The following is a 13866-nucleotide window of genomic DNA, read 5'->3' as shown; positions in this document are numbered from 1 at the left end:
CCGCCGAACCCCCGCACGACACCGATCACCCGTGCTAGAAGCCCGAGATCAAGTGCTTAGCGTTACTGGCTGTTCCGCTGGTCCCCAAGGCCGGAGTACGCGCATGTACGGCGGCTCGGCATCGTCACCGACACCGAGCACCGGGCCGTGGACGGCGCCCGCACTCAGGTCCTCGCGATGATCCAAGAACGCTCCGGGCTGTTCGCGGACCTCGCCGCGTGGTCTGGCTGGCGATGGGATCCGGCCTGGCCCCTGCCGCGCCTGCCTCAGTGCCTCCCGGTTGCGCCCAGCGCGTGATTGGAGGCAATGCGGTGATAGCCCTCGTCATCCCGATGTCGTGCTGGGGGGAACCGCAGGTGCGTCTGGAGGTAGTTGTCGATGTGCAGGGTGCTGGCGGGTCTGGTGAAGGAGTCCGCTCGGTGGAGCGGCGGCGTGCCGGCCTTCTTGGAGGCGACGCGGACTGGCTCTGCGAGGTGGCCGCTGTCCCAGTGAACTTCTTGCGGGACCTGGCCGCCGGTGAACACCGGCTTGTTGGTCGGCCAGGTCGGCCAGGTCGGGTGTTGCCTGTCCCAGGCAAGGCGTTCGGGGTCCACCTCGGTGAGCACCCGTTGGTCGCCCGCCCCGACCCGCCGTTGTTACACGGGATACGCCTCCTGACAGGCCCTTGACACTGATTCGATGGAGGATCAGCATTCAGAAACCTCCCTGTCTTCGACTCGGTACCCCCACGCCGGGACAGGTGTTTACGTAAACATCGAGCAATCGAACAATGGAGTTCGTGTGAATCGCCTTCGCCTTCGCCTTCGCCTTCGCCTTCGCCTTCGCGCCCGTCTGCGCGCCTTCCTGATCGCAGCACTCCTCGCGCCACTGCTGACGGTTTCTCATGGCGCATCCGCCGCCACCAACTCCTTCCACGGAGTCAACTGGGCGGACGGCCGCGACAATTACGTGGACGGCTGGGTGATCCCGACCGGCCTCGCGGCCGGGGACAGCTACGACAGCGTCCGCTCCAAGGCCGATGGCATCATCAGCGGCTTCCAGCAGCAGCTCGGCGCGAACACCGTGCGCCTGCCGATCAACCCGCAGAGCGTCAACTCGGACTGGTGGGGGCGGTACAAGGGCGCCGCGGACTCGGCCCTGTCCCACGGCATGAAGGTCATCTTCGGCTACTGGGAAGCGAACAAAGACGGCAAAGTCGATGACATGAACGCGTGGAACACCATGTGGGACAAGGTCATCAGCGACTACGGCAGCAACGGCAACGTCTACTTCGAACCGATGAACGAGCCGTTCGGTTACAGCCTGAACGACTGGGTGTCGCTCTGCTCGTCGTGGCTGTCCCGGCATTCGAGCACCCCCCGCGGGCGGGTCCTCATCAGCGGCACCGGTTACAACGACAACGTCACGGGCGTAGGGGCGGCCAGCGCCCTGAACGGCACACTGCTGTCGCTGCACTTCTACGGATACTGGGCCTCGGACACGACCCGCTCGGCGTGGACCACCAACCTGAGCAACCGGCTCGGCTCGTACTCGTCCCGCACCATCATCGACGAGGCCGGTGCCCCGATGACGACCGGGCTGAACTACTACGGCGGGAACCAGGACGGCAACACCTTCACCGCGTACTTCGCCGCCACCACGGATTTGACGAGGTCCCGTCAGATGGGCGTCGTCTACTGGCCCGGCCTGCGCTCGGGCGACAGCTACTCGATCACCCGGCAGAGCGGCAGCGGACTTGCGGTGAACAACTCCTCGGGCGTGGCACAACTGCGTTGGGGCTGGGGCCTGTAACCGGACAGACAGCCGAGGGGGCTTTCCGCCCCACGTCGACGTTCTTCGTCACGACCGTGCACCCCGACGGATGCCCGCGTTCGGCAGCCGTCGGGGTCGAAAGCGCGAGGTCAGAAGGTCAGGTTCCAGGCGTCGAGCGTGCCCGTGTCGGAGGCGGCGTTGTCGTTGACGCGCAGCTTCCAGGTGCCGTTCGCGACCTCCGAGGAGGCGTTCACGGTGTAGGTCTGGGCGATGTTGTCGGTGCTGCCGCCGGTGTGGTTGTGCAGCGTGTAGACGGTGCCGTCCGGCGCCACCAGGTCGACCTTCAGGTCACCGATGTAGGTGTGCTTGATGTCCACGCCCACCTTGAGGGTGGCCGGGGCGTTGCCGGTCACGCCGGTGACGGCGATCGGGCTCTCCACGGTCGCGTTGTCGTTGATGGTGAAGTCCGCGAGGTTCTCGAAGTACGCGCCGGGCGGCGGGGTGGCCCCGACGGCCTTGAGGGCGTCGACCTGTCCCTCGCCGAAGAACGAGTTGTTGGCCGTCGTGCCCGTGCAGCGGCTGTCCGAGGGGCAGGCGATGTCGTTGGCCTGGGCGGCCAGCTTGGCTCGGATCTGCGCCGGGGTGATGCCCGGGTTGGCGCTGGCGATGAGCGCCGCCACGCCGACCACGTGCGGGGTGGCCATCGAGGTGCCGCTCTTGCTGCCGTAGCCGCCGCCGGGGACGGTGGAGTACACACTGCTGCCCGGCGCCGCGACGTCGATGACGCCCTGGCCGTAGTTGGAGAACGAGGCCTTGGTGACGCCCGTGCCGTTGGCCGCGACCGTGACCACGCCCGGCAGTTCGGTCGGGATGTCGAGGCAGGCGTTGGTGATGGTGCGGGTGGTCGGCGTCGAGTCGTTCGGGCTCGCGGAGTCGGTCGTCTTGTGGGCGAGGTCGTAGTTCTCGTTGCCCGCGGCGGCGATCTGGAGGGAGCCCTTGCTCTCGGCGTACTCCTGGGCGCGCTTGACGCCCTCGATGATGGCGGCCTGGTCGATGTTGTCCGGGCAGTTGAACTGCCACGGGTCCGTGTAATAGCTGTTGTTGGTGACCTGGAAGCCGTGGTCACCGGCCCAGACGAAACCGCAGATGGTGTTCTCGGCGAAGAAGAAGGCGTTGCCCGGCTCGGCGACCCGGACCGCGGCGATCTTGACCCCGGGTGCCACGCCGACGACACCCTTGCCGTTCTTGGCCGCGGCGATGGTGCCCGCTACATGGGTGCCGTGCGTGTCGACGTCCCGCCAGGCGCCGGCCCGGGTGTCGGGCTTGCCGTAGGCGCAGGAGACCGAGTCGGCCGCATCGAAGTTGGGCGCCAGGTCCTGGTGCTGGTCGTCCACACCGGTGTCCAGGATGCCGACCTTGACGGACGCGGAGCCCGGGTTCACGGCCCAGGCCTGGTCGGCCTTGATCTGACTCATGTCGGCCCGGACCGGTTCTCCGGCCGGGGTCGTGGCCTGGGCCGGGTTGGCCGGGAGCGCCGGGGTGTAGGCGTCGGCCGGGACGTCCGAGGTGCGCGTGGCGCCGACCTGCTGCACGCCGGCGACACCGCGCATGGTGGCGGCGAATGAGCTGGACGCCGAGTGGGCGACGATCACGCCGATGGCGTCGAAGTTCGAGAAGACGGTGCCGCCGTTGGCCGCGATCGCGGAGCGGACCGCCGAACTGTCACCGGGTGCGGTGATCACGAGGTAGGCACGTGTACCGGCCACCCAGGCCGCACTCTGGGAGGCCGGCACGGCGGCCGGAGCCTGGGCCTTGGCGGCCGGCGCGGTGGAGGGGGCGACGGGAAGCGTGCCCGCGAGGGCGCCGGGGGCGCCGAACGCGAGAGCGGCGCCGAGCGTGGCTGCCAGCACCAGCGTGCGTCTGGGGCGGCTGGATATGTGGGGTATCAATGCGTCCTCCGGAGAAGGCCCGGCCGTGCCGAGGACACGGACCGGGCCATACGAAACAAGTGGTGGATGCAAGATGTCAGGTGCATGATCCTGTACGGAAGTACCTTTCCGCGCAGGGACGTTACAGAGGCATGGCTGAAAAGAGACTTACTTTGGGCATCGAGTGTCGGGATCCACCGGGAGCTCGGCGACGTACCGCCCGCTCGTGCGACAGGAACGCGCCGCCCGGGCCTCCGGTAGGCAGTCGTCGCCCCCGAGCAGGCTGCAATGCGGACCACGGCCTGAGCCAACTCACAGATCAGAACCCCCTGTTACTGAAAGTTGTCCCGCCGTAGCGTGACGGGTACACGCCTGGTATGCGGTGAGTGCGGGAAGGAGCCGTGCTGGACCGGTGTTTCCGGCTGATCGAGGCAATCGGCGCGGACGGGTTCGGACAGGTCTGGGCGGCACACGATCCCAAGATCCACCGCCTGGCCGCGGTCAAGGTCCTCACCGGTGACGCGGGCAGCGGCGGGCAGGTGGCCGGTTCGCCCGCGGGGCCGCCGTCGCCGGCGGTCTCCTCGCCCACCCCGACATACTCACCGTGGCTGCGGCACCCTCCACCGTTCTCGCACTCCGCCACTCACCAAGCCAACCTATGCGCAGCGCCGCCCAACCGATCAAAGGTCTACCGCCGGGTTCCAGGTGCTGACTCGAACAGGTGCCCGTGGTGGCGACGTGAGGGTCTGATATGTTCATGGCGACCAAATCGTCACGAAGAACTTCTTTCCGGCGTTCTGTTCAACGGCGACCCACAGCAACGGCTCCGAGGTCACCTACGGCGCGGCGGTCACCACGGACGGCACGACTTGGTCCGCGTCCGGCAGTGCCTCGGTCGCCAACGCCAAGGGCTTCGACTTCCAGTGAGACCCCGACACCAACCCGAACATCTCGTTCCGGGCCAAGGTCCGCTACTACGAGTACAAGTACGACTGCGAGGGGCGTGATCATCAACCGCAAGGTGAAGGCCGTCTCGGAGACCGGCGGCGAAAAGACGATCCACCTCAACGCCAACCCGCCGTACTGGCTCTCCCGGGCGAAGTGCACCTTCGACATGCCAGCCGGCACCTGCACGAAGACCACCGGCGAGGCGTACTCCAACTCCGGTGGCGTCAAGACCGGTTCGGTGATCGGCATCGACCTGAGCACGTCACGGGCCTACACCCAGGGCTCCACGCTCAGCTACAAGATGGACGCCGGGCACGACTGCCTGTGTGGCAACACGGACAAGCCGGCTTACGCGTCAAAGGTCCAGCAGTACTACAACGGCATACAAGAGGAACTGTGACCAGCAGCGCCACGCGCGAGGAAGCCGCCGTGCCCGCACGGCGGCTCCGTCGAGGCCGCAGGGGAAAGACCGCGCTGATCCTGGCCGCCTCCGCGGCGGCCGCGGCGATGACGGTGTCCCTGCTTACCGGTTGGCCGTTCGGTGACGAGCGCGTAGAGCACGTCAGCGGGGCCGGCCCCTTGCAGTCCCACACCGACACGGGCACCACATCGGTCTATGCGCCGAAGAAGGTTCCGTGGACGGTGACGTTCGGCAGCTACCTCCTGTGCTCGACCAGCGGGGATCCGATCACCATCGACGCCATCCGCTACAGCACGCCGGTGAAGCCGAGGTCGGTCTCCCTGAAGCTGCGGACCGTCACCCCGCAAGTGTGGAAGGCCACCGTCGACGCCGGCCAGATCGGCGCTGCCCTGGGTGCACCTCCGCACTTCCAGCAGCGCAAGGCACCCGGCGACTACAAGGACGCACGGACAGGAAGCCGCATCACCCAGAGCTGCGCCGACCAGGACAAGGAAGGCACGGGTTTCACCGAGCTGCTGTTCGTCCTGGACGTGGGTAAGCAGGGCGGCTACATCAACACCGCGTGGATCGACTACCACGTGAACGGAAGTCCGTACACGCTGCGGCTCGACTGGAAGATGGTCGCCTGCGGGTCGCGGATCCCGCATACGGTGGACGGAACCGACGTATGTGACGGAAAGCAGACCTGAGCAGTGGCCGAGTGCCGCATGGCGTTGCAACCGGCTGCCTGGCACAAGTGAACAGGACGGCCCGGGAACAGCAAGCAACTGGTCCGCGCAGTTCAATGGTTGCCCGGCAGCACGAAACGGCCCATCCCCGATGGAGAGGCGGCCGACCCGTCCCTCCCGGGTGACCGTCCTGCCCGAGACCATCGCCGTCACCCCGCGGGGTTGCGGCTGCCGCTCTGGACGTGATGGGGCTGGAGGGCTGGCACGTCCTGGACATCGGTGAGATCCATCAGATGCTGCTGCAACTCACCCCGGTTCGCGACGCGGACGGACGGGTCACGACGAAGGCCGGTCTGCGGAACAGCCCAAGGGATGCCCGTGGTCATGCCGGGCCGCCGGGAGCCTCAAGATCCCGGGGGTTGAGCTCAGGTCACGGACCGGGGTCAAGTCAGGAAGAGGGCCGCCCCGTCGCGGCGGCTGCGGCGGGCTCGCCATGTCAGTGTTGTGAGGGCCGCCGCGAGCCAGCAGGCCCCGATGAGTGTTTCCCAGCCCGCCAGCACGGCGGTGTGGGGACCCGCTCTTCCGGCCAGTACTTCGCGGACCGCGAGGAGACCGTGGGTGAGTGGCAGGACGTCGCCGATCCGGCCGAGCACCGGGCCGACGGCGCTCGCCGGTACCTCAGGGCCGCAGACGATCAGCATCACCGTGAACGCCGCGTTCGACACCACGTTGCGCAGGTCCGCAGCGGTCAGTACCAGGGAGCCCAGGAACAGGCCGAGGCAGTAGGTCGTCATCGCGACGAGGACGAGGAGAGCGGCGAGCAGGGCCACCCTGGCCACGGTCAACCGCAGGTCCGCCACGGGGGCGAGGATGAGTATCGCGCCCAGGCCGCATGCCACGCCGTCCGGTAGCCAGAACAGGCTCCGTCCCAGCAGGACCAGCGAGGGGCTGCTGGGAGAGGCGACCAGCAGGGGCAGGGTGCCGTTCTGGAGTTCCCATGTGGTCGACGCGGTCGCGAAGATGCCGTGCAGCGCCACCAGCGCCACCGCGTTGCCGATCAGCAGGTAGCGGGCCTGGCCGGGGCCGAGCAGGTCGCCGATGGTGGTGAAGAAGAGCACCTGGGCGAGCATCCGCACAAACCAGCCGAGCAGCCAGGTCTTCCAGGTGAAGACCGTGCCGTAGTCGGCGGCTCCGGCGCGCGCCGCCCAGCTCAGTACCTGGAGACGGCGGCTGGACGCGCCGGGCGTGCCGTCGTCCGTCGAGGTGGCCGTGACGTCCGTGACGTTGCTCAAGACAGTCCCACCGTCCCGGTCTCCCGTACCAGCCGTACGACCCTGCCGAGCAGCAGTCGGCCGCCGAGCCCGGTGAGGAGCCCGAGGAAAAGGACGACGCTGGTCCGCCAGAGCGCCGAGGTGACGGGGGCCGGGTTCAGCGCGTCACGCAGGAGGTCGGAACTCCAGGAAAGGTAGAGGAGGCGACCGATGGGGTGCGTCCACTCCGGCAGCCGGTCGAGGGGGGTGAATACCCCGCCGAGCAGCAGCACCGGATAGCTCAGCGAGTTCTGGAAGGTACGGGCGGTGCGCGTCGCCACGAACAGGGCGGCCATCAGGGTGGCGGACCCGGCGGTGGCGACCGCGGTGGCGAGCAGGCTCACCAGGAAGATGAACGGGTGGGGGACCTCGGGGACGATGCCGAAGCCGAGGATCGCGACGGCGGCGACCTCCACCACCGTCAGCAGACTGATCGCCGTGGTCACCCAGACCCTGCTGAGCACTACCCGGGCGAAGTCGGCCGGTGCCGCGATCTGGAGTTCCAGGGTGCCGAGCCAGCGGTCGTTGTCGACGACCTCCCCGGAGATCAGCATCGCCATGCTCCACACACCCATCAGCACCGGTGCGAGCAGCCCGTAGGCCAGGAGGTCGGGCTTGTCGTTGTGCCGGATCAACAGCAGGAACACGGCGGCGAGCAGTGGGGTGCGCACCAGGTCGATGAGGTAGTCGCGGTGGGTCAGCACCAGACGGCCCTGGAAGCGGCCGGTCGCGGCGAGCAGACTCACCGGTTCACCACGCTGCGCTGCTCGTTGTGGTGCACGAGTCGGAGGTAGACCTCTTCGAGGCCGGGCAGCTCCGTGCGGACGTCGGTGACACCCTCGGCGACCACAAATGCCAGTACGGTGCCGACGGCTTCCTGGCTGTCGACGGAGATCACCGCGGTGCCGTCGTCGGCCGGGGCCACGTCGAGGACACCGTCGAGGTCGCGCACCCGGTTGAGCAGCCCAGTATCGGCGCGGACGCGGATACGTTCCTGCCGTGACATCAGCCGTGCCAGGGTCTTCGGCGCCTCGGCCGCGATGACCCGGCCGTGATTGATCATCGTGACGCGGTCGCAGAGCACTTCAGCCTCGGCCAGATCGTGCGTGGCGAGGAGGATGGTACGGCCCTCCCCGGCGAGCTTCTGGATCAGCTCTCGCAACTGGCGGGCGGCCAGCGGGTCCAGGCCGTTGGTGGGTTCGTCGAGCAGCAGTACACGTGGGTCTCCGATGATTCCCCGGGCCAGGTGCAGACGTTGGCGCATGCCGACCGAGAAGGTCTCCACGCGGTCGTCGGCCCGCTCGGCCAGGCCGAGTTCGTCGAGCAGTTCGTTGGTCCTGGCCAGGCCCTTCTTCGTGGACAGGCCGTACAGCGCTGCCCAGTAGCGCAGGTTCTGACGGGCAGTCAGGCGTGGATAGAGGCCGCGTTCGCCGCCGAAGACGATGCCGAGCAGCGGCCGGATCCGCCGGTGCTCGGTCACCAGGTCATGGCCGAGCACATAGGCGCTTCCGGAGGTCGGCAGCAGCACCGTCGAGAGGATCTTCATCAGAGTGCTCTTGCCGGCCCCGTTCGGGCCGAGCAGTCCGTGCACCTCGCCCTGCTCCACCTGGATCGACACACCGTCCAGGGCGGTGACTGCCGGGCCGCGCCGCACGCGGTACTCGCGCTTGAGGCAGCGGGTGTCGACGGCCAGCTGCGTACCGTCCGGCCGATGGCCGCTGTCGCGCATCATGCTCCCGTTCGCACTGACGAAGACGAAGAAGACCTGGTGCTGGATGGTCCGGATGGGGTGGAGGGGACGGACTGCGGACCGGCTGCCTCGTCGAGCCATTCCTGCCGGGCGGCCCCGGACACCAGCAGGAAGGCACCCAGCGGGGTCCGCGCGACCAGATGGCGGCCGACGTCGTGGAGCTGCAGCCCCTCGACCGGCTCGGCGTCGGGAGATCCGTCCGTGGGGCCGTCCGCACGCACACCGTCGGCAGCGATTGAGGCCGTGTCGGCGCGTGCGGCCGGCTGCTTCCCGGGCATCGGCACCCCGGGCATGGGCACCTCGGGCATGGGCACCTCGGGCACAGGCACCTCGGGCACAGGCACCCCGAACAGCGGCACTCCCGCGGTGAGCAGCCGTCGCGCACCGGGCCGGCGGTGTATGACATCGGAGGCGAGAGCGGCGAGGCGCCCCCCGCGGCCCTCGATGCCGGACTGCGCGACGAAGGCTGCCGCGCGAACCGGGTTGCTCCAGCGCAAGGCCGTGCGCACCGACCGCAGCAGTCGTACGCGGACAGCCGCCGCCCGGGTGTGCGGCAGGACTACCGCGGGCCGCCAGCCGAGGCGGCCGATTCCGCGCATCGCCTCCCGCCACTCCGGCCACAGACCGGCCTTGTCGAGGTCGGCGCGCAGCTGTCGTAGGCCCGGCTCGTCCAGGGCCCCGAGCAGGAGGACCAGGTCGAGCAGGTCACGGGAGCGGAAGCGTCGTTCCCAGCGTTCCGCGACCAGGGCGACGGTGCTCGCGGCCAGTGGGGAACCCGGCGGCCGGGCGAGTTGCCGGGGCGGTCCGTGGACGTCCGTCACGATCTCGGCGGTGAACAGGCCCACGGCGTAGGGGTCCTGGGACGGGTCAGGTGCCGGTTTGCGGAACTCTGCGCCCAGGTGCGGGGAGACGGTGTCGCCGGGGTGGGCGGGCCCCACGGTGAAGGCCTCCAACTCCCAGCCGGTCGCGGCAAGGTGGCGGGCGCAGGCCCACAGGTCGTCATGGCGGGGGCAGATGACGTCGAGGTCGCCGGCCGAGCGGAGTACCCCCGGCGGATAGAGGGCGGCGATCGTCATCCCCTTCAGGAGGAAGGCGTCGGGCGCGTGCTCCTGAAGCTGTTCCCAGAGCCGGCGGTAGTGCTCGATACGCTCCTGGGCCAGCCGTAGTTCGGCCGCCTGGTCGACCGTGAGCTCCTCGCCGGCGGCGGCCCAGAGGCTCAACAGGGTTCCGGCGAGCTTGTGCTGACTGTCGCGGGCCGTGCGCAGCACGGTGTCGCGAGCGGACCGGGGCTTCGCTTTCAGCAGGGCGAGAACCGTGTCCGTCGTGACCGCGATCCCGGTCGTTGTGTCGGTCAACGCGGACTCCGCCCTCAGTGAGCGAGATTTCGTCGGGGTCGAAAGGGCGACGCGAATTGAACGAGGGAGACGCTCGGGCGAGCGACGGAAGACGCGATCAGGATCTCCGGAAATACCGGACGACCGGATCCCGATCGCATCGACACCGATCGCTTACTTGCCCGGCTTCGGACGGACCGTAACCTTCTTGAAGGCGACGCTCATGGGACCCTCCTTGATGTGTTCGGTCTGGGAAGTTAGCCTCAGCGTATTGCCCCCCATGGTGCATGGCAACGGTGCAACTCGCTTTGCATACAGCGTAGTTGGCGTGAATTGCCGGGTAGGTGCACAGGCCGCCACCGCGCGGAGAGTCGGAGGATCATGGCCGTCCAGCAGTGGTTGCGGGCCCCCTTCACGCACGACCCCGTACGGCGCCGAACCTATCCGGACGACGTCTACTTCCGCGAGATGGCCGCTTTGCTGGACGGGCGGGACGCGGGGGAGACCGAGCGGACACTTGGCCGTACCACCTTCGTCATGTTCAAGCCCGACGCCGTCGTCGGACGCCGCATCGAGGCCGCCCTCGACCTGCTGGCGGGCCACGGTTTCGCACCGCTCGGCGCGCTGGAGGTCCGGGTCGACGCGCGGGTCTGCCGCGAGCTGTGGCGCTACCAGATCAACGCCGCGCCGCTGGCCGTCATCCGGGCCGTGGACATGATCCTGGAGTCGGGGCCGCCCTGTCTCTTCGTCGCGCTGCGCTGCACCCAGGGTCCGGAGCGGACGGGGATGACGGCGGCCGAACGGCTCGGGGAGTTGAAGGGATCGTCCAAGAACCGGGACACGGGGGGCGGTTCACTGCGCGGTGCGCTCGGCTGCGAGCTGATGTGTCTCAATTTCCTGCACGCGCCGGACGATTGCGCCGATCTCATCCGGGAGGTGGGCGTCCTGCTGTCGGGGCGGCGCCGGGACGAGGCGCTGGCGATGCTGGCGGGCGAGCCGTCGCCCGGGCGTGCCGCCGAGGTGGCCGCCGCCGCACGTCGGCTCTACGCCGCCCATCCGGCCCACTCCCTGGCCCCGACTCCCGGCCCGCTGCCGCCGGCGGTGACCGACTCCGACGGGCTCCTCGCCCGGGTGGATGAGCTGGCCGAGGACCACGGCGGGCTCCCGCTGTGGGACCGCATAGTGATCGCCGCGCATCTGGTCGACGGCCTGCCGTCCGAGGGCACGGCGCTGATCGGACCGCCTCCCGGCACACGTCTGAACCATCCCCGAACCTCCAGGTCCACGCAGGCCGCACCACCTGGGGCGGGCGGAAACGTCCCCGCGACCACCACGCTGCCCGCTCGCGGTCCCACGCCCGCGGTCGTCGCCGCGGACCAGTGACCGTCCCTGCCCGCCCGTCCCGCGCCCAGGACCGCACCCGAAAGGCCCCATCCCCGATGGACGACTCCACGACGGACGACGTCACGCTGCACGGTCCGGCGAGCTGGGAAGGGCCGGTGCAGCGGTACGGGCCGGTGGCCCGGGTCGCCGTACTCTCCGACATCCACGCGAACATCCCCGCCTTCGAAGCCGTGCTCGCCGAACCCGACGTCGCCGCGGCCGACCTCGTCGTGCTGTGCGGCGACCTGACGTGGGGCCCGCAGCCGCAGGAGACGTACGAGCGGATCCTCGCGCTGGGGGAGCGCGCCCTGTGCGTGCGGGGCAACGCCGACCGGTACGCCGCCGAGATCGGCACCGCCGCGCGCGTGGCCGACACACCCCGTCAGTCGTGGATCGCGGCCCAGCACTCGCCCGAGGCCATCGACTTCCTCACCCGGGTGCCCTTCGCAGTCACGGTCGAGATCGACGGCCTCGGCCCGGCGCACTTCTGCCATGGCTCGCCGCGCAGCGACCATGAACTGGTCACACCGGGCACGCCGGCGGAGCGGTTCGCACGGCTGTCCGCGGCCCTCGACGCGCGCGTTCTGGTCACCGGGCACTCGCACCTCCAGTTCGACCGTGTGGTGGCGGGCCTGCGCAGCGTCAACCCGGGAAGCGTCGGGCTGCCGTACCACGCCGGTGAGCCGGGAACCGCGTACTGGGCCCTGCTGGGCCCCGACGTCCGCCTGAGGACCACGCGTTACGACGTGGCGGACGCCGTCGCCCGCGCCCACCGGGCAGCGGACCCGGACGCCGAGCGCTATGCGGGCACCCTGATGAGTCCGCCCGTCCCCGAGAAGATCGTCGAGGAAGCGGAATCCCTGATCTTCGTCAATTGACAGCCGCCACCGCTTTCGCCGCGCGCGGCTCCCATGTTTCCGGCGCATCAACTAGCTTGAAAACGACCACAGTTGGGGCGGGAACCGGTGACTGGCCGGTGTTGACAGGCCAACTCGCCATGTGTTGACCTGTTCACGCAAAGTTGAAGGTTGTTCGGCACTTTTCTCTCGCGCTATTCCAGCCAGCAGGAGGAATTCATGCAGACAGCTCCACGCCCCACTGTGAAGACCACCACCACATCGACCCCCGCGCCGGTGATGTTGCTGCCGCGCCTCGTCGAGCGCATGATCACGGACCGTCAGGCCGTGCACATCGCCAAGTTCCGCACCACCTGCACCGACTGCGTGCCGAACTTCTGAGCACGGTGCCACGTGTCGGCGGACGTACGACAGCGTCCGCCGACCTGCGCGTGGTACCCGAAGTCGTCGAGCGGTGTCTGCGCGCGGCGCCCCGCGGACTGTGCGTCCTGGCGGTCGACGGCCTGTCGTACGGCGTCGCGGAAGCAGCCCTCGCCCACGCCAGGACACGCCCCCTGCGCTCCACGTTCCCGAGCACCTCGACCACTGCCTGGCTCACCGCCGTCACCGGCGCCGACCCCTCACAGCACGGCGCCCTCGGCATGGTGTACCGGGCGCCGGACGCCGACTGCGTCACCCACCTCATCACGGGCCAGACGCACGCCTTCGGCCCCTGCCCGCCGCCCAGGAATCCCCTGCTGCACGGTGGTGTGACCCTCTTCGACCGCGTCGCCGCGGCCGGCGCCACCGCCTTCGTGGTCGGCGCCGAACTCGAGCGGTTGACCGGGGAGTGGGCCGCGGCGCTGCTGCACGGCGCCCGGGTCGCCCACTCGCCGGCGACCGAACTCGACCCCGATTGCATCGCGGTCGCCGAGCGGACGGTGCGCGAGGTCGAGGCCGTCCTCGCACAACCACACGACGTACCACCCCTGGTATGGGCCTACGTGAACCTCGACGACCACATCCACATCAGCGGCTACGACGACCGTCTGCACGCATCCCTGCGGCTGCTGGACACCGCGGCGAGCCGCTGGGCCGACGCCGGATGGAGCGTCCTCGCCCACGCCGACCACGGCCAGGTCCCGGTCCAACCGAAGCCCGAACTCCTGGACGCCTGGGACCGGTTGGACTCCCCGGCGCACTGCCGGATGCCCAGCGGCGGCGCGGGCCGTGTCCGGTGGATGTATCCGCAGCCCGGCCACGAACAGGAGCTCGCGGCCGCCCTGAGCGACGCACTCGGCGACCACGCGCTCGTCCTGAGCCCCGATGACCTGGCCGAACGCGGGCTGCTCGCCGCGACCCCCGTCGTCCGCGAGCGCATCGGCGCGGTGGTCGCCCTCGCCACCTCCGCGGCCTTCCCGGTGCCCGACCCCACCGTCGCCTGGGAGCACGGATCCCTCACCGACGACGAGATGCTCGTACCCCTCGCAGCCTGGAACGCACCGCTCGCCCAGAACTGGTAGACCCCAGCATCCC

Annotated in this window: 13 protein-coding genes; 7 read left to right on the top strand and 6 right to left on the bottom strand. The window is 69.3% G+C overall.

Annotated features, from left to right (window positions below; all coding sequences use genetic code 11):
- Positions 1-266: 266 nt before the first annotated feature.
- A complete protein-coding gene (locus tag OHT57_RS01855) occupies positions 267-605 on the bottom strand; it encodes a hypothetical protein (RefSeq protein ID WP_328744047.1) in 339 nt (112 codons plus the stop codon).
- Positions 606-780: 175 nt separating this feature from the next.
- Between OHT57_RS01855 and OHT57_RS01850 the strand changes: the two genes are divergently transcribed.
- Entirely contained in the window at positions 781-1791 is a 1011-nt protein-coding gene (locus OHT57_RS01850) for a cellulase family glycosylhydrolase (RefSeq protein ID WP_328744046.1), read from the top strand.
- A gap of 110 nt (positions 1792-1901) precedes the next feature.
- On the opposite strand, the gene OHT57_RS01845 is transcribed toward OHT57_RS01850, so the two are convergent.
- A complete protein-coding gene (locus OHT57_RS01845; RefSeq protein ID WP_328744045.1) occupies positions 1902-3662 on the bottom strand; it encodes a S8 family peptidase in 1761 nt (586 codons plus the stop codon).
- Positions 3663-4683: 1021 nt separating this feature from the next.
- Between OHT57_RS01845 and OHT57_RS01840 the strand changes: the two genes are divergently transcribed.
- Positions 4684-5028, top strand: coding sequence for a hypothetical protein (locus tag OHT57_RS01840; protein WP_328744044.1), 345 nt, complete (start codon positions 4684-4686; stop codon positions 5026-5028).
- On the top strand, positions 5025-5738 hold the full coding sequence (locus tag OHT57_RS01835; protein WP_328744043.1) for a hypothetical protein: 714 nt from the start codon (positions 5025-5027) through the stop codon (positions 5736-5738). The genes OHT57_RS01840 and OHT57_RS01835 overlap by 4 nt, the downstream gene beginning before the upstream one ends.
- A gap of 422 nt (positions 5739-6160) precedes the next feature.
- Here the strand turns inward: OHT57_RS01835 and OHT57_RS01830 are convergent, their stop codons facing one another.
- The 4 genes from OHT57_RS01830 to OHT57_RS01815 are packed head-to-tail and all read right to left on the bottom strand — an operon-like array spanning position 6161 to position 10132.
- The gene (locus tag OHT57_RS01830) at positions 6161-7009 is read right to left on the bottom strand and encodes an ABC transporter permease (RefSeq protein WP_328744042.1); all 849 of its coding nucleotides are present in this window, start codon (positions 7007-7009) and stop codon (positions 6161-6163) included.
- A complete protein-coding gene (locus tag OHT57_RS01825; RefSeq protein WP_328744040.1) occupies positions 7006-7773 on the bottom strand; it encodes an ABC transporter permease in 768 nt (255 codons plus the stop codon). Before OHT57_RS01825 ends, OHT57_RS01830 begins: the two co-directional genes overlap by 4 nt.
- Positions 7770-8759 (bottom strand): ABC transporter ATP-binding protein, encoded by a 990-nt coding sequence (locus OHT57_RS01820; RefSeq protein ID WP_328744039.1) that lies wholly within the window; start codon positions 8757-8759, stop codon positions 7770-7772. The genes OHT57_RS01825 and OHT57_RS01820 overlap by 4 nt, the downstream gene beginning before the upstream one ends.
- A complete protein-coding gene (locus OHT57_RS01815) occupies positions 8756-10132 on the bottom strand; it encodes a nucleotidyltransferase family protein (RefSeq protein ID WP_328744038.1) in 1377 nt (458 codons plus the stop codon). The genes OHT57_RS01820 and OHT57_RS01815 overlap by 4 nt, the downstream gene beginning before the upstream one ends.
- 360 nt (positions 10133-10492) lie before the next feature.
- On the opposite strand from OHT57_RS01815, the gene OHT57_RS01810 reads away from it, so the two are divergent.
- The 4 genes from OHT57_RS01810 (at position 10493) to OHT57_RS01795 (ending at position 13853) form a co-directional block, all read left to right on the top strand.
- Entirely contained in the window at positions 10493-11494 is a 1002-nt protein-coding gene (locus OHT57_RS01810; protein ID WP_328744037.1) for a hypothetical protein, read from the top strand.
- Positions 11495-11550: 56 nt separating this feature from the next.
- On the top strand, positions 11551-12372 hold the full coding sequence (locus OHT57_RS01805; protein WP_328744036.1) for a metallophosphoesterase family protein: 822 nt from the start codon (positions 11551-11553) through the stop codon (positions 12370-12372).
- A 198-nt stretch (positions 12373-12570) separates the two neighbouring features.
- A complete protein-coding gene (locus tag OHT57_RS01800; protein ID WP_328744035.1) occupies positions 12571-12732 on the top strand; it encodes a hypothetical protein in 162 nt (53 codons plus the stop codon).
- Positions 12733-12737: 5 nt separating this feature from the next.
- A complete protein-coding gene (locus OHT57_RS01795) occupies positions 12738-13853 on the top strand; it encodes an alkaline phosphatase family protein (RefSeq protein WP_328744034.1) in 1116 nt (371 codons plus the stop codon).
- Positions 13854-13866: the final 13 nt, after the last annotated feature.

It is taken from the genome of Streptomyces sp. NBC_00285 (assembly GCF_036174265.1).
In the GTDB taxonomy this organism is placed as follows: domain Bacteria; phylum Actinomycetota; class Actinomycetes; order Streptomycetales; family Streptomycetaceae; genus Streptomyces.
Note: the sequence above shows the minus strand (reverse complement) of the source record. Positions and strands in the feature narration are given on the sequence as shown.

What these genes read in the sequence shown, in the direction of transcription:
- OHT57_RS01820 (WP_328744039.1), bottom strand. Translation starts at nt 8,759, where the DNA reads ATGATGCGCGACAGCGGCCATCGGCCGGACGGTACGCAGCTGGCCGTC.
- OHT57_RS01810 (WP_328744037.1), top strand. Translation starts at nt 10,493, where the DNA reads ATGGCCGTCCAGCAGTGGTTGCGGGCCCCCTTCACGCACGACCCCGTA.
- OHT57_RS01805 (WP_328744036.1), top strand. Translation starts at nt 11,551, where the DNA reads ATGGACGACTCCACGACGGACGACGTCACGCTGCACGGTCCGGCGAGC.
- OHT57_RS01800 (WP_328744035.1), top strand. Translation starts at nt 12,571, where the DNA reads ATGCAGACAGCTCCACGCCCCACTGTGAAGACCACCACCACATCGACC.